This window comes from Sphingomonas aquatilis, assembly GCF_014196115.1.
Lineage (GTDB): Bacteria > Pseudomonadota > Alphaproteobacteria > Sphingomonadales > Sphingomonadaceae > Sphingomonas > Sphingomonas aquatilis.
On the sequence record NZ_JACIDB010000009.1, the window covers coordinates 82,990 to 100,229 of the forward strand.

Consider the following 17,240-nt stretch of genomic DNA (forward strand, 5'->3'; position numbering starts at 1 on the left):
ACATCCCGCCCCCCCCGTCACCCGCTCCAGTGAACCACCGACTTCCGCCCCAGCGCCGCCGCCAGCGCCGCATGCCGCCGCTCGACCGTCTCCGCATATAGCGCGCGATCCGCATCCTTCAGCGCCAGTGTCACTTGCCCGGTATCGATCGACAGCGCCGATCGCTGCAATGGCCCCGCCAGCCCGCCGCTGAACCGCTGTCCCAGCCGGATCGCCAGGCCCCAGCGAATCGCACAGGCGATCTGCGCATCCCCCGCCAGACCGCCGAGCAGCGGATGCGGGGTCGTGCTCCCGCCCAGGCTGGTATGCAGCGCCTGCGCCAGCATCGCGCGTTCGGACGCCTCGATCGCCACCCAATTGCCGTGCAGCGCGATTTCGAACCCGCGCTCGTCGCGAAATTCGGGATTCGCACGCCACCCCACGTCGGCCAGCAGGCAGGCGGCATGGCGAATGCGCGCCAGATGCGGCGGATCGGCGGCGAACAGCGGCGCAATCCAGTCGCTCAGCAGATCGCCATGTTCGGGAAAGCGCCCCAGCAGCCGCCCCTCTTCGCGCGCGGCAACGATCAGCGGGTCGAGGCTGCGGGTCTGGCGGTCGAGCGCGCCGTACAACAGCCCCTCGCGCAGGCCGAAGCTGGACGCCACCGCGCTGGACGATCCCAGTTCGCGCAGCACGATGCCGAGCAAGGCGGTCGCGTCACTAAGCTGGGACGCCCGGCCTGCGGACATGCCGGGAATTTCGCGCAGCCGCTGCTTGGACATGTGCGCGATACTGCGGCCCAGGCGTGCGACCGTTTCCGGCGCCAGCGCATAGCCATGGATGATCGGCAGCGGGAAATGCGTCAGGCTCATGTCGAGCCGCGCCAGTGCGCGCCACGATCCGCCGACCATGTACAGCGGCAGGCCCCTTCCCCGCCCGTTCCACCCGGCCTCGCGGATTAGTTTCGAGACATGGCGGTCCAGCCCCGGGCGGCTGCCCCGCCGCAGCGCCGCGATGCGCAGCACGCCGAGCGGGAACGAGATGCGATCGGTGACGGTGCCCGCCACCACCCGCACCAGCTCCAGACTGCCGCCGCCCAGATCGCCGACGATCCCGTCCGCATCGGGGATAGCGGACAGGACGCCGAGCCCCGCCGCATTCGCCTCCTGTTCGCCGCTCAGCAGCTCGACTTCGAGGCCAAGGTCGCGCGCGGCGGCGATGAAGTCCCCGCCGTTCGACGCATCGCGCACTGCTGCGGTCGCCACGGTGCGTACCGTCGCCTCCATCTCGCGCGCCACCGCCGCGAATCGGCGCAGCGCCCCGATCGCAAGGCTCATGCTGTCGGCGTCGATCGCCCCCGTCGCGGCCAGGCTGCGGCCGAGGCCCGCCATCACCTTTTCGTTGAACAGCGTCGCCGGGACGCGCGGGTGCCCCTGGTACACCACCAGCCGAACCGAGTTCGATCCGATGTCGATGATGCCGGTACGGGGAAAGGCGCGGCTCATGGGCGAGCGAACCCTTCGCCCCACACCCCCGTCACCCCGGACTTGGTCCGGGGTCCACTCCGCGGCGAGGGGGACGGCACGAGGCTCGAATAGCCCCCTCGCGGCCCGGTGGACCCCGGAACCAGTCCGGGGTGACGGCGAATGTGGGGTGAGCGCTGACGATCCATCAGCGGAGTGATGGCGATCAATGCGTCCGCCAACAACCCTAACGCCGCCGCCGAAGCGCCAAAGTGGGCACCGCATTGCTTTCCGCCAGCGCCGCACCGCGTCCGGACAGCGACGGATTGTTCATGAAATAGCGGTGCAGGTTGAACGGCTTGTCGCCCGGCTCGTCGCGCACGTAGCGGCCGTCCGCCTCCAGCTCCCAGCTCTGCTCGGTGTCGATCAGGTTGGCGACCATCACCTGATCGAGCACTTGGTCATGCACCGTCGGATTTTCGATCGGCAGCATATATTCGACGCGCCGGTCGAAGTTGCGCGGCATCCAGTCGGCGGACGAGATGAACACATGTGCATTGTCGTTGGGCAGCGCCGCACCGTTGCCGAAGCAGAAGATGCGGCTGTGCTCCAGGAAGCGGCCGATGATCGACTTCACGCGGATATTCTCCGACATGCCGGGCACGCCGGGCCGCAGGCAGCAGATGCCGCGGATGATCAGCTCCACCGCGACGCCCGCGCCGCTCGCCTCGTACAATTTGTCGATGATGATCGGGTCGACCAGGCTGTTCATCTTCGCCCAGACCGCGCCAGGCTTGCCGCTGCGGGCATTGGCGATCTCGACATCGATCTGCTCCAGCAGCGTCTTGCGCAGGTCGCGTGGGCTGAGCGCCAGCTTGGTAATATCGGTCGGTTCGACATATCCCGTGACGTAATTGAACATCTGCGCCGCATCCCGCCCCATCCGCGCATCCGCAGTAAAGAAGCTGAGGTCGGTATAGATGCGCGCCGTCACCGGGTGGTAATTGCCGGTGCCGAAGTGGCAATAGGTGCGGAACTGCCCACCCTCACGCCGCACGACCATCGATACCTTGGCGTGCGTCTTCCACTCAAGGAAGCCATAGACCACCTGCACGCCGGCCCGCTCCAGCGCGCTCGCCCACAGGATGTTCTGCTCCTCATCGAACCGCGCGCGCAGCTCGACCACCGCGGTCACCGATTTGCCCGCCTCCGCCGCGGCGATCAGCGCGTTGATCACCGCGGGCTGCTTGCCGGCGCGGTACAGCGTCTGCTTGATCGCGATGACGTCCGGGTCCGCCGCCGCCTGTTTCAGGAAGGCGAGCACCACGTCGAACGTCTCGTACGGGTGGTGGACGATGATGTCCTTGGCCCGGATCGCCGCGAAACAATCGCCGCCGAACTCGCGGATGCGCTCGGGAAAGCGCGGCACGAACGGCAGGAATTTGAGGTCCGGCCGGTCCTCGTCGATCACCATGTCGAGGTCGCCGATGCCGAGCAGATTGCCGCTTTCGGTGACGATCGCATCCGCCCCGCCCAGTTCGTTGCGCAGCACGTCGGCCAGCGCATCGGGCATACCCGTTTCCAGCTCCAGCCGGATCACGCGGCCGCGACGGCGGCGCTTGATCGCATTGGCAAAGTAGCGGACGAGATCCTCGGCCTCTTCATCGATTTCGATATCGCTGTCACGCAACACGCGGAACGCCGCAGCGCCGACCAGCGTGTATCCGGGGAACAGCACATAGGCGAAGCGCTTGAGCAGCGCCTCGATCGACACATAGCGCGCGACCTCGCCCGGCAGGCGCACGAAGCGCGGCGCGCTTGCGGGGATCATCACCAGCTCGCGCACCGGCTCGCCGTCCGAGTCGCGGACGACGTCGAACATCACCGACAACCCCTTGTTCGGGATGAACGGAAACGGATGCGCCGGATCGAGCGCCTGGGGCGTCAGGATCGGGAAGATTTGCTCGCGGAAATGCTGTTCCAGCCACACCGCGGCCTCGGCATCCACCTCGTCGCGGCGCAACACGTGGACGCCCGCCTCGTCGAGCGCGGTGCGCAGGTCGCCCCATACCGCCTGCTGGCTCGCCATCAGCGAATCGGCCTCCGCGGTGATCGCGGCGAGCTGCTGCGCGGGCGTCAGGCCGTCGGTCGAGCGGCGATCGACATCCTTCAACTGCTGCCCTTTCAGGCCAGCCACGCGCACCATGAAGAATTCGTCGAGGTTGGTGCCCGAGATCGACAGGAAGCGCAGCCGCTCGAGCAGGGGATGCGATCCGTTGCACGCCTCTTCCAGCACCCGCCGGTTGAACGCCAGCCACGACAGCTCACGGTTGAAATAGCGATCGTTGACCTCGGGGACGAAGGGATCGTCGTCCGCTGCTGACAGATGCGAGAGATGGGCTGGGCGTGTCATAATCAGGTCATAGGCAGCAACGGTTGCGGTTGCGTGACGATCCCAGCCGCGGTCAAAACAGTACGCGCGAGCGGGATCGACAACCGCTTGCGGCTTTCGAGCACCTCCTGATCCAGCGCATCGACGACGCGCTGGACGACGATATGGCTGCGCTCGATCCGCGTGCTGAGCCAGGTGACGAGATCGGGCCGCGCATCAAGGCCGCGGCGCTGGAACAGATGGTCGAGCAGCGCCGCGATCAATTCGTCATCGGGCGGCTGGATCGCCGCATGCGGGCTTGCCGCAAGGCGCGATCGCAAGTCTGGCAGGCGCACCGCCCACAGCGGCGGCAAGGCGTCGGCGACGATCACCAGCGGACGCCTTTCCGCCTGCGCCTGGTTCCACGCGTGGAAGATCTGCGCCTCCGGCACGTTCTCCGCATCGTCGATGATCGTGCCGTTGCTCTTGGCGGCGAAGATTCGCGCGAGCAGGCTACGGCCCGACTTGCGCGGACCGGTCAGCACCGCCGCCATCACCGGCCACGTCGCCCAATGTTCCAGCGTCTGTGCGGCGCGGGCGTTGGAAGGCGTCACGAGAAAGGCGTCGTCGCGGGGGTCGGCGGGCCACCCCAACGGCAACGCGAGCTGATTGGTCATCGCGTCAGCCTGCCGGGTTGGTGTCGGCCGGCAGGTTCGGCGGCAACAATTGCGGCGCGCGGCGGATGCGCAGCGTCTGGCCGCTGCCCGTCACCTGCAAGCCCCGCACTTCCAGCGCCGCGCGCAACGCATCGGGATCGCCGTCATAGGTCACGCGCATCAGCGACACGCCACCCAGCGCCAGGCTGGTGGTGGAGGCGGAGCGGACGCCGGGGATGCCGCGGACAAGCCCTTCGGTATTCGCGACCGCGCTCGCGCTCGGCGTATCGAATTGCAGCGTGATCGCGATGCCGGCGCTCGCGGGCGCCGTATCGCCGACGATCTCGGCCAGCGTCTCGCCGCTCGTATCTTCGGTCGTCGGATCGACGACGGGTTCGGGCTCGGGCGGCGGCGACAGCGTGGGGTCGAGCCCCAGCGCGCCACTGCGCAGTGCTTGCTGGAACAGCCCGTCCATCCGCGTCACGCCCGCATCGAGCAATTGCGGCAGACCCGCCGCCGTTCCGACGCGCAGCGTGAAGCTGCCGAGCAACTGATTGTCCGGCCCGTGTCGTGCCTGGAACACGCCGATGATCGGCCCGCCCGGATAGCTGCGATACAGGCGCACGACCGGGATCAGGATGTCGGATGCGCCATATTGGTCGATGATCGTCCGCCACCAGCCGCGCCCCGGCCGGCCGATCTGGCCCGCATTCAGCAGCAGCGAATCGGCGCCCGTGCCCGATGGGCGGACATAATCGATCGTGCTGTTGCCCGTGCGGAAGCGCGCCCAGGCCTCATGCCAGTCGTTGCGCTGTTCGAACACCGTCTCGACGCCACCGGATATCTGCAGCGGCACGAGCAGCATCGGACGCGACCGATCGGAATAGGCGCTGATGCCCAGGATCGACGCGGCCCGGCCGCGGTCGAACAGCACGCCCAGCCTGGCGATATAGCGCGTCGGCCCCAGCTGTTCGTTTTCGACGACGATGCCCGACACGATCTGGTCGAGCGCATTGTCGGAAATCAGCGCGCCGTCGCCGCCCAGCCGGCGCGACAGCTGCACCCACGCCTTGCGCTGTGCCAGCCGCCAGCCGCCGAGGCGCGCGGCCTCCGCCGTCTTCGCCGCGACATCGACCGTGACGCCGCTCACCTCGAAATCGCCCGAACTGTCGACCGGCGCGACCCCACGCCCGCCCTCGATCTGCGCAAGCGCACCCGCGCCAAGGAGGAGCGCGGCACCGGCCAGCGACGAGAACAGGGTACGGACACGCATCGTGCCCGCCTTTTGGCGAAGCGCGGCCGGTAAGCCAAGCGGGATGTGATCGGGCGGCACCGTGGGGGAGACGCAGAGCGGCGGTCGGGGCGTGGCTGCCAGCCCGCTTCTCGCCAGATTGATCGCGAAACGGGAATGACGCTCGCGAATTTTGGGTTTCGAAGTCAGGTTTTAATGATCGTCGATCTTACACAGCGGCCAACGCTACGGCGTGACTATCTTCGAACAGCCGGAAGCGAACGATCTGACCGTCCTCGACCGTAAAGTCGAAGGCGAATTCCGTCTGTATGAGTTTCCCGGTATTCCTCACCCGCGAGGCCAGCTCACCAAGCACAACGACCCTGTTTTCGTTGGCCAGCGTATCCGTAATCTCGAATTTCTCGGCTATAACCTGTTGACGAAGTTCACGATAAAAGTCCGCTACGCCAGCACGACCTTCCTTACGCCCGATCCACGGGACGACGTTTATGTCGCCCGCCACGTACCAATCGACATCCTCGCGGACCAATTCGGCAATATGCTCAGGAGGATCACCGGATGCGTTCCGGCGGAAGAACTCCTCAACCGTCGCCTGTGCGGAGTTGGCCATAGCGTCCTCGTTATGCTGCGTCGCATCGGAAGAGCTATGTTGGCGACCCGTCAGGGTCAACGGCCTCTACGGTTGTTTCAGTCTTCTCCGAGTGGGAACGGCGACGGACACCCGGTCGGGCGAATTATGTACACCTCCAACTCTGCGCTAATCGGAAGCCCGGTGGCGCGTCTGAACGAACTTCAGCCGTCACGCCCCCCTGTCCTACACGCCGATCACTCCCTACATCGGCATCATGTGCTCGACCGGCGCCCATCTCCCCCATCGCGACGCGGGGGCAGGCGGGGTGGGCGTTTCGAACGATACGGGTCGTCCACTTCGTCCACTTCCGCGCGCGAATTTCGGCGATCCCGGCCCGTCCGCCGCGCCCGAATCACCTGCCTTCGCACCCGGCGCCGGTTCGGCATTGCCACCGCGCCGGACAGATCGTAGCAGGCTGGCCGGATGAGCACCGAGCCATCCTCCCCCGCCGACCAGTCCTACACCTATGCCGACGCCGGCGTATCGATCGCCGCGGGCAACGCGCTGGTCCGCGCGATCGGGCCGCTCGCCAAGGCGACGCGGCGGCCGGGCGCCGACGCCGATCTGGGTGGCTTCGGCGGCATGTTCGATCTGCGCGCGGCGGGCTTCACCGATCCGCTGCTGGTCGCGGCGAATGATGGCGTCGGCACCAAGCTGAAACTCGCGATCGAATGGGACCGGCATGAGGGCGTCGGCGTGGATCTCGTCGCGATGTGCGCCAACGACCTGATCGTGCAGGGCGCAGAGCCTCTGTTCTTCCTCGATTATTACGCCACCGCGAAGCTCGACAACGGCATCGCCGAACGCGTCGTCGCCTCGATCGCGGAGGGCTGCCGCCAAGCCGGCTGCGCACTGATCGGTGGCGAAACGGCCGAGATGCCCGGCATGTATGCTGAGGGCGATTACGATCTCGCCGGCTTCTGCGTCGGCGCGGTCGAGCGCAACGCCGTGCTGACCGGCCAGACGATCGCCGCGGGCGACGTCATCCTCGGCCTCGCCTCGTCGGGCGTGCATTCGAACGGCTTCTCGCTGGTCCGCCGCCTGGCCGCGGATCGCGGCTGGAAGCTCGACCGCCCGGCGCTGTTCGACGCCGATCGGCTGCTGATCGACACGCTGATGGCGCCGACGCGCATCTATGTCGCATCGCTGCTGCCGCTGCTGCGCGAGCGCAAGATCAAGGGCCTCGCCCACATCACCGGCGGTGGCCTGCTCGAGAACATTCCGCGCGTCCTGCCCGAGGGCACGCATGCCGTGGTCGATGCCGATGCGTGGGAGCAGCCGCGCCTGATGGCGTTCCTACAGGCCCAAGGCGCGATCGAGCCCGAGGAAATGGCACGCACCTTCAACTGCGGCATCGGCATGGCCGTGGTCGTCGCCGCGGATCAGGCGGAAGCGGTCGCCGCAGCGCTGACCGCGGCGGGCGAAACCGTCCACACGATCGGCCGCATCGACGCCGGCCCGCGCGGCTGCACCGTGCGCGGCAGCACCGAAACCTGGAGCGCGCGCGCCGATTGGACCGCCACGCACACCCATGGCTGACGGGGCGATGAAGACCGTCGGCATCCTGATCTCCGGCCGCGGCTCGAACATGATGGCTTTGGTCGAATCGGGCGTGCCGGTCGGCCTCGTCGCATCCGACAAGCCCGATGCCGCGGGCCTTGCCTGGGCACGCGAGCGGGGGCTCAATACCTTCGCGCTGTCGCCCAAGGGGATCGGCAAGGCGGCCTATGAAGAACAGGTCGACGCCGCCCTGCGCGAAGCAGGGTGCGAGATCGTCGCGCTCGCCGGCTATATGCGCCTGTTGTCGAACGATTTTGTCGCGCGCTGGCGCGACCGCATCGTCAACATCCACCCTTCCCTGCTGCCCAAATACAAAGGCCTCGACACCCACGCGCGCGCGATCGACGCTGGCGATGCGGTGGCTGGTTGCTCGGTGCATATCGTCACCGAGGAGCTGGACGCTGGCGCCCTGCTCGGCCAGGCCGAGGTGCCGATTTTTGCCGGCGATACACCCGATACGCTCGCCGCGCGCGTTCTGGTCGCCGAACATCGCCTGTATCCGCAGGTGCTCAAGGAGTTCGCCAGCCGATGACCCCCGAATTGACCGACGCGTCTACCCCGATCGACCGCGTCCGTGCGATCGCCCTGCTGTTGCCCGAGGCGGAAGAACGCGACGAGGGTGGCCTCCCCGTCTTCGTCGTCGATGACGTCCCCTTCGCACAGCTCACCGACGACGAAACGGTGTGTGTCCGCACCGCCGATGCCGAGGAACAGGCCGACGCGCTGGAAAGCGATCCCGACGCCTACGAACCGGCCGACGAGCTCGGCCCCGAACCGTGGATCGGCATGACGCTGGGCGGCCACCCGGACTGGACGCTGATCGAGGATCGCATCGCACACAGCTGGGAACTGGCGGCGCCCGAACGCCTGCTGGAGGCCGGCGGCCGATGAGCGGCACCGGCGGCGGCAGCGAAACGCCCGATCAGGCGCAGACGCGCCGCCGCTGGATCACGCTGGCGGAGGTGGTCGCCGTCGCCGGCGTCATCATTGCCGCGCTGACGCTGTACAACAATTGGCAGGAACGCCGCGACGCCGCTGCCGACAAAGCGGTCGAAGCGGCGAGCGCGACGCGCGACAAGACCCGCTTCGTGCTGCGCGGCACACCGTCGAAGGACAAGAGCCAGATCGTCCTCGCCAAGACAGAGGCGCACCCGCTCGGCGACGTGCGCATCACCTTCCCCACCGCGCTCGACGTCGGTCCGCAGGATGCCGTCGATCAGACGATCGAATCGCGCTGGTTCGAAAAGGCGCTGCGCAAGGCAACCGATGGCGGTCCCGACGCGCAGAGCGGGCGGCTGCCCGTGCTGATCCGCTACACCTATTTTACCGACGATCAGCCGACGACGCGGCAGGCGGTCTACGATCTCGTGTGGGAAACGCATGGCCGCCCGCTGCGTGGCCGCGTGGTCGAGCTGATCGATCTGCGCCTGCGCGAAACCGGCGGCAGCCAGGCGCGCATCGACGCCTTATGGGCGAAGGATCATCCCGCCACCTGAGGCGCCTCGACCGGCGCCGGTGCCGGCGTCCCAAGCAGCCAGCGGAGGAACCGCGGCACGGCGCCATGCCGCCCCATCCAGTCGCTGTACGCGCGATACGTCGGGTCGAGACCCAGATGCCGCTCTTCGGTCTTTGCCCGCCAATAATAGACGCCGCTCACCACGCCCATCAGCAGAGTCGCTCGGATCGCGTCGACCAGCGAACCCGTCGTCAACAGCGGCAGGGTCGATAGCCACCAGAAGAGGTTCTTCGACAGATAGGCCGGATGCCGCGACCAGGCGTAGGGCCCATGGGTCAAGATGCCGCGATGCGTGAGGTTGGAAAAGCGCAGGCCGAATGCCACCGTCGCCCAGGCATAGACCGCGGTCAGGGCGACGAGGGCCGCGCCCCACAGCCACAGCAGCGCCGGATGCCCGGCGAACCAGCTGCTCCACTCCTGCGTTCCCGGATGATAATCCAGCGGCCCGCCGGTCTCCATCATGATAAACGGTGGATAGCAGATCAGCGCCGCGGTCCATGCCGCCGCAAATGGATTGGCGCTGCGGATATGCGAATCGAGCGGCCGCAATGTCAGTACATAGCCGACGGTCGCGAAGCTGACGTCGATCACGAACATCAGCGCGATCAGCCAGCTCGCCAGCATCACCGGATCGCTCAGCCGCGTCAGATCGCTGCGGATGAAGCTGCCGTAATTGCCCGGCACCACCGCCAGCATGAAGGCCAGGAAGAACGCCTTCACCCCCCAGCTGCGCATATGCCCCCAGATCGCCTCGCGCTCGACGCCCGACTGCCCGGTCAGCCACGCGCCGACATGCCAGCTGCCGTCGCGCGGCTGCTCCAGATAGCGGTCCAGCCACAGGACATAGGGCACCGCCAGCAGCGCGACGATCGGCATGCCCCAGCTGAAGCACCACATGGCAAAGGCGAAATTGCCCTCCCAATAAAAGCGCCCCATGCCATAAATGATGCCGATCGCCGCCCAGGTCGCGAACAGGCCGGCAAGCTTGGTCAGGCTGATCTCCCGCGTCTCGGCGAACGGCCGCGGACTGCCCCAGTCGATCCCCGTCGTCGCATGGCGATGCACCTTGTCGACGAGCAGCGACCACAGGATCATCGGCGCAGCGCAGGCCACCAGCGCGACCAGCGCCGCATAGGGTCCGTCCATGCCGATGCTGCCCGCAAAGACCAGCCACGCACCCAACCCAGCAAGGCCCGCCAGCCCCACGCCATGGCTGACCGCCGACGGCGGGCAATGATCAGGCGAGGACGCGCAATTAGGTACAGGGTCGACAGACATGGCCCGCTTCTACCGTGCGAACGGTAATCAAGCCATGAACCACGCTGCCGCTTGCACCGCACGAAGGGCGACGATAGATAGGCCCCCACGCGACGATCGCCGGGCCTCAGGCTCCGCTGCCAGCGTCATGCGGGTATAGCACAATGGTAGTGCAGCAGCCTTCCAAGCTGAATACACGGGTTCGATTCCCGTTACCCGCTCCATCCCTCCCCATGCGCCGCCCATCATGCCGGTTGCGCTCCGGCATGATGGGCGCGAGCGTTCGTCGTTCAGTCCTTCGCCGTTCCCGGCTCGGCCATGGCGCGGTGGCGCTCCGCGAGTACGGCGTTCGGCGTGACGTTCGCGACGGCCGACTGAATCTTGTTTTTCCAACCGGACACGACCTGTGCCTTGCCGGCCATCAGCGCGTCCCAGCCATCGCGGGCGACGTCGGCGGGGTCGCTCTTCTTCGGATCGCTGCCGACCGACGTGTCCAGCATATCGCCACGCGCGAAGAATTCGGTGTCGACGGGGCCCGGCATCAGGTTGGTGAGCGTGACGCCGTCCGCATCCTTGATCTCGTTCTGGATCGCGGCAACGAAGCTGTCCACGAAGGCCTTGGTGCCATTGTACACCGCCTGGAACGCGCCGGGGATGTAGCCTGCGATCGAGCCGGTCACCAGCACCTTGCCCGAATTGCGCGCGACCATGTCGGCTAGCACCTTTTGCAACAGATAGCTGGTGCCGACGATATTGGTGTCGACCACACGGCGCCAATCTTCGACGCGCTGATCGAGGAAGGCGTGACCAAGCCCGCGGCCGGCATTGGCGCACAGCAAGTCCACCGGCCGCCCCTCCGCAGCCTTGAGCAGTTCATCGACACCCTGAAGCGTCGACAAGTCCGCCTCAATGGAGCGTACCTCGGTGCCGAACTGGCGAAAGTCTTCCGCCGCCGCCTCGATCAACGGTTCGTCCGCGACGACCAGAATGTCATAGCCGTTTTTGGCCGCCAACGTGGCGAGCTCGAAGCCGATGCCGGTCGAGGCGCCGGTAATGATCGCAAAGAGATGTGCCATGATGTCGCGTTCCTTATGAGGTGGCCGTCATGCCGGGCTTCAGCACGATCTTCGTCGTCTCGTTCTGCTGGTCCTTGAACATCTTGTAGCCCTTGGGCGCGTCCATCAGCGGCATGCGGTGCGAGATCAGGAATTCGGTGTCGATCTTGCCCTCCAGGATCGCGTTCAGGAGTGCGGGCATGTAATGCTGGACGTGGGTCTGGCCGGTCTTCAGCGTCAGCCCCTTTTCCATGAACGCGCCGAGCGGAAACTTGTCGACGAAGCCGCCGTACACCGCCGGCATCGACACGCGCCCGCCCTTGCGGCAGGCGATGATCGCCTGGCGGATCGAATGCGGCCGATCGGTGCCGAGGAAGGTCGACGCTTTGATCTGATCTATGACGTTATCGACGAACATCCCGTGCGCCTCCAGGCCGACGGCGTCGATCACCGCATCGGGACCGATGCCACCGGTCATTTCCATCAGCGCGTCATAGGTTGCACTATCCGCGAAATTGATCGTCTCCGCCCCGAAGCGCTTGGCGAGTTCCAACCGGTGCGGGAAATGATCAATCGCAATGACGCGCTCGGCCCCCATCAGGAACGCCGACTGCACCGCGAATAGCCCTACCGGGCCGCAGCCCCAGACCGCAACGGTGTCGCCGGGTTCGATCTGCGCATATTCGGCGGCCTGCCAGCCGGTCGGCAGGATGTCGCTGAGAAACAACACCTTGTCGTCCTCCACTCCGTCCGGGATTACGATCGGCCCGACATCGCTGAACGGCACGCGGACATACTCGGCCTGGCCGCCCGCATAGCCGCCGGTCATGTGGCTGTAACCGAACAGCGCCGACATCTCATGCCCGTACAGCTCGCGCGCGATATCCTGATTGTCGGCGGGCAGGCCGTTGGGACAGGCGGAATATTGGTGCTTGCCGCAATGGAAGCAGCTGCCGCAGGCGATGGTGAAGGGCACGACGACGCGCTGCCCCTTCTTCAGCGTCGACTTCGCGCCGACCTCCACCACTTCGCCCATGAACTCATGGCCCAGGACATCGCCGGCCTTCATCGTCGGAATATAGCCATCATACAGGTGTAGATCCGATCCGCAGATTGCGGTGGAGGTTACCTTGATGATGCAATCGCGCGGGTTGACGATTTCGGGATCGTCGACCGTATCCATGCGGACGTCATGCTTGCCGTGCCATGCGAGCGCTTTCACAGCCCCATCTCCTCGAATTGCTTGAGCGTCATGGCCGGCGTGGCGATCTCGCCCGCCTCCATCAGCTGCTTGAAGCGCGCCAGATCGCGACGCGCCTGGATCGCGGGTTCGCGCTGGAACATCTTGGCGATGACCTTGCCGATCACCCCGCCGGGCGGATCATAAGCGATCGTCGCGGTGACGACCGTTCCGCGCGGGCCCGCATCGCGGAACGTGACACGGCCCGAGTTGGGCACGTCGGCACCGGGTTCGGACGTCCAGGCGATCAGCCGGTCCGGTTCTTCCTGCGTGATCCGCGCGTCCCACGACACCGTGGCGCCGGCGGGCGCCTTCACGGTCCAATGCGACGTCTTATCGTCCGTCACCTCGATCGAGATGACATTCTCCATGAAGCTCGGCAGGTTCGCGAAGTCGCGGAAGTAGGCATAGACCTCGGCCACCGGCCGATTGATCGTCACCGCCGTTGCGATCGCGGACGAGCCCTTGGCATCGATCAGCGATTCGGTTGCAGCATCAGCGGCATCGCCGTGTTTCGACGTCGTCGGCGGCGCGTCGTCGCGTGGATAGGTCATCCTCAGCTCCCTCGAGAAGAGGGGCACCAACCCGACGTAGCAACCAGCGTTCCAGTCGTTACGCCCGTAGATTCAACTAGATAAGTCTCTTTCCGGTGTGCGCCGCATGCGCGCGGGCATCCGCCGACGAACGATGTCGCTGTGATGGTGAGGAGCGATCCGGCGGTGCGGATCGGCCTACCCTGCGTCGGGAAGGATGGTGGACAGGGCTGGATTCGAACCAGCGTACGCTTGCACGGGCAGATTTACAGTCTGCTGCCTTTAACCACTCGGCCACCTGTCCAGATGGGAGCTTCGCCGAAGCGAGGCGGCCTATTGGCGTGGGGCGACGCGCCTGTCAACGCCGCTTTGCCCACAAAACTGTGCATAAGCTGCACCAGCTTGCGTGCTCCGCCGTCGCGGCCTAGCAGGCCGGCGATGACTTACGCCCCCTTCCCCTCCGTTTCCGGCGGCCTGCGCTGATGGCGCGCCGCGGCCATCGCCCGTCGACGGGCACCGCCAATCGCCCCAAATTCTGGGGTCGCCACCCGGTGACGGCGGCGCTCGCCAACCCCAACCGCACCGTGCGCAAGATCTGGGGCACGCGCGAGGCGCTGTCGTCGCTCGACCTGCCGCCCGCGATGCCGGTCGTCTATGCCGACGCCGCGGACCTCGGCCGGCTGGTGCCATCGGACGCGCCGCACCAGGGCCTCGTCGCCGAGGTCGAGCCGCTTGAGGAGATGTGGCTCGCCGACCTGCTGATGGAGGGCAAGGACGACAACCGCCCGCTGATCGTGCTCGATCAGGTGACCGACCCGCACAATGTCGGCGCGATCCTGCGTTCGGCAGCGGCGTTCGACGCGCTGGGCATCGTCACGCAGGACCGGCACGCACCGCCCGAAAGCGGCACGGTTGCGCGCTCGGCCTCGGGTGCGTTGGAAACGGTGCCGTGGTGCCGCGTCGTCAATCTGGCACGCGCATTGGAAGAGATCGCCGAAGCCGGCTTCTGGCGCATCGGCCTGACCGGCCACGCCAGTCAGACGCTGGCCGAGGCAATGGGGACGCAGCGCATCTGCATCGTGCTCGGCGCGGAAGGCGAAGGCATGCGCCAGAATACCGAGGCGCATTGCGACGAGCTCGCCAAGCTGCCGATCAGCGACAAGGTGGAAAGCCTGAACGTCTCGAACGCCGCGGCGATCGCACTGTATGCGGTAGCGGCGCGATAAGGCCATGTGAACGTCGTCATCCCCGCGCAGGCGGGAATGACGACGTCGGGATGCCGGTCCCCTCAATCCTCGCCGGCGATCGTCACCTTCAGGCCGTCGAGCGCATCGGTGAACGGCAGCTGGCACGACAGGCGCGAGGTGGCGTTGCGCTCGTCGCTCGAATCGAGCAGGTCGTCCTCGTCCGGGCTCATCGCGGGCAATTGGTCGGCGAAGGCCGGGTCGACATGGACATGGCAGGTCGCGCAGCTGCAGCAGCCGCCGCACAGCGCCAGCAGTTCGTCGATGCCGGCGTCGCGGATGACTTCCATCACCGACAAACCGGCCTCGCCGTTGATTTCGCGTTCTTCCCCCTCGCGCGTGACGACGATAAGCTTGGGCATGATAATCTCCCCTAGAGTTGCCGCGGGCCATGCCTCGCCACCGCCCCAGGATCAAGCATGGGCCTGAGCGCCGAGCAAATCCGCGCGAGCATGGACGCCCTCGCCGCCGCCGAACCCGCCTTTGCCGCAGGCCTCGCCCGCGTCGGCTATCCGCCACCGCGGCTGCGCGCGCGCGGCTATATCACGCTGCTCCGCACGATCATCGGCCAGCAGGTGAGCGTCGCATCGGCGAATGCCGTTTATCGCAAGCTCGAATCCTTGGTGGGCGATCCGGGCGATCCGCATACCATCCTGGCGGCCAGCGACGAGACGCTGCGTGCGGCGGGGCTTTCGCGCCAGAAGGCGGGGTATGCGCGCAGCCTTGCCGAGGAGGTGACGAGCGGTCGTCTGAACCTCGATGCGCTGCCCGAGGATGACGAAGAGGCGATCGCGCAGCTCGTCCGCGTCAAGGGGATCGGGCGATGGTCGGCCGAAATCTATCTCCTCTTTGCGGAGGGGCGCCCCGATATCTGGCCTGCCGGCGACCTCGCCGTGCAGATCGAAGTCGGCCGCCTGCTGGGTCATGACGCCCGCCCGTCCGAAAAGCAGGTCCGCGCGCTCGCCGAGGCATGGCGGCCCCATCGCGGGGCGCTCGCGATCTTCACCTGGCACCATTACGGCGCCGCGCCGGACGTCGACGCCGCTCCGGTGTGACGGCGCACGTTTTCGAATAAGATCGGGCGATTACATCTGATTAACACAGATCAGTGTATCGTCGTCGGAAGAGGCACGCTGCGCGAGAGGAGGCTTGATGACAACGACAGTCGATATCGCACCCGCCTCCGATCCCTTGTGGCATCGGCTGCTGTCGGGCGAGATCAAGCCGACCTATCGCTGCCTGGCCCTGCGGATCCTGATGATCCGACTGACGCATGCCTATCGTGACGGATCCGCCGACAAGGCGGACATCGTTGCCGAACTGCGCACCTTCTTCCGCGACAATGCCCGGTTCGCGGCCCCTGATTATGCCACCATCGCAGAGGCCAGCGCGCGATGACCATCAGCCCGGATCAGCCCGCCGCCGACCGTTCGCTCTACAGCGTTGACGAGGTCGGCGCGATGATCGCCGCTGGCGATGCCCTGCTGCTGGCCGGCGAGGAGCAACTACTCGCCGCGCTGCCGCAAGGCCGGTGGATCGGCGGCACCATCCCCTATTTCATGACGCATGAAGACGGCGGCACGTTCGATCGCGACCGCATCTTCGTGCAACGCCTGCCAGACATGGCGAACGTTCATGCGCAACACCTGCTGCCGGCCGATGCGTTGTCGACGCTGGCGGACGGAGGTCCCGACAACGGCTTTACCGTCATCCTGCTGCCGTCGCAGAGCCCAGCGCATCAGGCGTTCGCGCTGCGCAGTGGGGAATGGCCCGCAGTGTTCCGCCGCCCGCTGGTCGGCTGGGTCACGGGCGCCGCGCTCGATCGTCTCGACACCGATAGTCCCAAGGTGTTCGACGGCGCGACCGGGCAGATCTCCGGCACGGACGCCGTGGTCATGCACGTCGCGCTGCCCGACAGCCATTATGCCGAAGTAGACATCGTCAACCTCTTCGAACCCGGCGACGGCCCCGCACTGACTTTCGGAAACGACGATGGCGCCGATACCGGCTTCACCGTCGAACACGTTTACGTCGATGGCGTTCGCAAGCGCCTGATCGACCATATCGCGGACCATGGCATCGATACGCGGTTGCCGCTCGTCGCGGACTATAACGGCGCGATGATCAACGTCGCGACGGCCGGCATCGCGGCGGACACCGGCCACGTCACGTTTTTCGCGCCGGTGTTCTCCCACATCACCTATCGCTTCGCCAAGCCGATCGGGGATTATGAGACGCTGTTCGCGGAGCAGCTCGGCGAACGGCATGACACGCTGGCCTTCGCCTGCAACTGCATCCTCAACTACAATTACGCCGGTCTTGCGGGCAAACGCACCGCGGATGTCGCCGGGCCGATGTCGTTCGGCGAGATCGCTTATATGCTGCTGACCCAGACCCTGGTCTACCTCACCGTCAAGGCCGTCTGACTCGACCACCAGCCGGGCGCGCGTCGAAGTTTTTCGCGTCGCGTGCGGCACTTGCGG

The 17,240-nt window shown here is 66.5% G+C and carries 18 protein-coding genes and 2 tRNA genes; 9 read left to right on the plus strand and 11 right to left on the minus strand.

Annotation, left to right across the window (positions count from 1 at the left end; translation table 11 throughout):
- Positions 1 to 17: 17 nt before the first annotated feature.
- From GGR47_RS15830 to GGR47_RS15850, 5 genes are all read right to left on the minus strand, one after another.
- Positions 18 to 1,484, minus strand: coding sequence for a Ppx/GppA phosphatase family protein (locus tag GGR47_RS15830; protein WP_147035622.1), 1,467 nt, complete (start codon positions 1,482 to 1,484; stop codon positions 18 to 20).
- Between the two features lie 205 nt (positions 1,485 to 1,689).
- Positions 1,690 to 3,855, minus strand: a complete 2,166-nt coding sequence (locus GGR47_RS15835) for an RNA degradosome polyphosphate kinase (protein WP_043059381.1) — start codon at positions 3,853 to 3,855, stop codon at positions 1,690 to 1,692.
- A 2-nt stretch (positions 3,856 to 3,857) separates the two neighbouring features.
- The gene (locus GGR47_RS15840; RefSeq protein WP_043059382.1) at positions 3,858 to 4,490 is read right to left on the minus strand and encodes an HdaA/DnaA family protein; all 633 of its coding nucleotides are present in this window, start codon (positions 4,488 to 4,490) and stop codon (positions 3,858 to 3,860) included.
- Between the two features lie 4 nt (positions 4,491 to 4,494).
- A complete protein-coding gene (locus GGR47_RS15845; protein WP_147035621.1) occupies positions 4,495 to 5,742 on the minus strand; it encodes a heavy-metal-associated domain-containing protein in 1,248 nt (415 codons plus the stop codon).
- Positions 5,743 to 5,929: 187 nt separating this feature from the next.
- Positions 5,930 to 6,331 carry a nuclear transport factor 2 family protein gene (locus GGR47_RS15850; RefSeq protein WP_147035620.1) on the minus strand — a complete coding sequence of 134 codons (402 nt, stop codon included), beginning with the start codon at positions 6,329 to 6,331 and terminating at the stop codon, positions 5,930 to 5,932.
- 444 nt (positions 6,332 to 6,775) lie between these two features.
- Here GGR47_RS15850 and purM point away from each other — a divergent pair, with 444 nt between their 5' ends.
- The 4 genes from purM to GGR47_RS15870 are packed head-to-tail and all read left to right on the plus strand — an operon-like array spanning position 6,776 to position 9,408.
- Positions 6,776 to 7,891: a phosphoribosylformylglycinamidine cyclo-ligase gene (gene purM / locus GGR47_RS15855; RefSeq protein WP_147035619.1), complete on the plus strand. Its 1,116-nt coding sequence runs from the start codon at positions 6,776 to 6,778 to the stop codon at positions 7,889 to 7,891.
- Between the two features lie 7 nt (positions 7,892 to 7,898).
- Complete coding sequence (gene purN / locus GGR47_RS15860) at positions 7,899 to 8,444, plus strand: phosphoribosylglycinamide formyltransferase (RefSeq protein WP_147035626.1); 546 nt, start codon at positions 7,899 to 7,901, stop codon at positions 8,442 to 8,444.
- A complete protein-coding gene (locus tag GGR47_RS15865; protein ID WP_147035618.1) occupies positions 8,441 to 8,803 on the plus strand; it encodes an MmcQ/YjbR family DNA-binding protein in 363 nt (120 codons plus the stop codon). Before purN ends, GGR47_RS15865 begins: the two co-directional genes overlap by 4 nt.
- Positions 8,800 to 9,408, plus strand: coding sequence for a hypothetical protein (locus tag GGR47_RS15870; RefSeq protein WP_147035617.1), 609 nt, complete (start codon positions 8,800 to 8,802; stop codon positions 9,406 to 9,408). Before GGR47_RS15865 ends, GGR47_RS15870 begins: the two co-directional genes overlap by 4 nt.
- Here GGR47_RS15870 and GGR47_RS15875 read toward each other — a convergent pair.
- Positions 9,393 to 10,706 (minus strand): methyltransferase family protein, encoded by a 1,314-nt coding sequence (locus tag GGR47_RS15875; protein ID WP_244304988.1) that lies wholly within the window; start codon positions 10,704 to 10,706, stop codon positions 9,393 to 9,395. The genes GGR47_RS15870 and GGR47_RS15875 overlap by 16 nt on opposite strands.
- A gap of 129 nt (positions 10,707 to 10,835) precedes the next feature.
- On the opposite strand from GGR47_RS15875, the gene GGR47_RS15880 reads away from it, so the two are divergent.
- Positions 10,836 to 10,909: transfer RNA gene (locus GGR47_RS15880), tRNA-Gly, on the plus strand.
- A 66-nt stretch (positions 10,910 to 10,975) separates the two neighbouring features.
- Here the strand turns inward: GGR47_RS15880 and GGR47_RS15885 are convergent.
- The 4 genes from GGR47_RS15885 to GGR47_RS15900 form a co-directional block, all read right to left on the minus strand.
- Positions 10,976 to 11,761: an SDR family NAD(P)-dependent oxidoreductase gene (locus GGR47_RS15885; protein WP_147035616.1), complete on the minus strand. Its 786-nt coding sequence runs from the start codon at positions 11,759 to 11,761 to the stop codon at positions 10,976 to 10,978.
- Positions 11,762 to 11,774: 13 nt separating this feature from the next.
- The gene (locus GGR47_RS15890) at positions 11,775 to 12,962 is read right to left on the minus strand and encodes a zinc-dependent alcohol dehydrogenase (RefSeq protein WP_147035615.1); all 1,188 of its coding nucleotides are present in this window, start codon (positions 12,960 to 12,962) and stop codon (positions 11,775 to 11,777) included.
- Positions 12,959 to 13,534, minus strand: a complete 576-nt coding sequence (locus tag GGR47_RS15895; RefSeq protein ID WP_147035614.1) for an SRPBCC family protein — start codon at positions 13,532 to 13,534, stop codon at positions 12,959 to 12,961. The genes GGR47_RS15890 and GGR47_RS15895 overlap by 4 nt, the downstream gene beginning before the upstream one ends.
- A gap of 197 nt (positions 13,535 to 13,731) precedes the next feature.
- Positions 13,732 to 13,817: transfer RNA gene (locus GGR47_RS15900), tRNA-Tyr, on the minus strand.
- A gap of 178 nt (positions 13,818 to 13,995) precedes the next feature.
- On the opposite strand from GGR47_RS15900, the gene rlmB reads away from it, so the two are divergent.
- A complete protein-coding gene (gene rlmB / locus GGR47_RS15905; protein WP_147035613.1) occupies positions 13,996 to 14,739 on the plus strand; it encodes a 23S rRNA (guanosine(2251)-2'-O)-methyltransferase RlmB in 744 nt (247 codons plus the stop codon).
- 62 nt (positions 14,740 to 14,801) lie between these two features.
- On the opposite strand, the gene GGR47_RS15910 is transcribed toward rlmB, so the two are convergent.
- The gene (locus GGR47_RS15910) at positions 14,802 to 15,119 is read right to left on the minus strand and encodes a 2Fe-2S iron-sulfur cluster-binding protein (protein ID WP_043059391.1); all 318 of its coding nucleotides are present in this window, start codon (positions 15,117 to 15,119) and stop codon (positions 14,802 to 14,804) included.
- 57 nt (positions 15,120 to 15,176) lie between these two features.
- Here GGR47_RS15910 and GGR47_RS15915 point away from each other — a divergent pair, with 57 nt between their 5' ends.
- From GGR47_RS15915 to GGR47_RS15925, 3 genes are all read left to right on the plus strand, one after another.
- A complete protein-coding gene (locus tag GGR47_RS15915) occupies positions 15,177 to 15,812 on the plus strand; it encodes a DNA-3-methyladenine glycosylase family protein (protein WP_147035612.1) in 636 nt (211 codons plus the stop codon).
- A 97-nt stretch (positions 15,813 to 15,909) separates the two neighbouring features.
- Entirely contained in the window at positions 15,910 to 16,155 is a 246-nt protein-coding gene (locus tag GGR47_RS15920; RefSeq protein ID WP_147035611.1) for a hypothetical protein, read from the plus strand.
- On the plus strand, positions 16,152 to 17,183 hold the full coding sequence (locus tag GGR47_RS15925; RefSeq protein WP_147035610.1) for a DUF6976 family protein: 1,032 nt from the start codon (positions 16,152 to 16,154) through the stop codon (positions 17,181 to 17,183). The genes GGR47_RS15920 and GGR47_RS15925 overlap by 4 nt, the downstream gene beginning before the upstream one ends.
- Positions 17,184 to 17,240 lie beyond the last annotated feature (57 nt).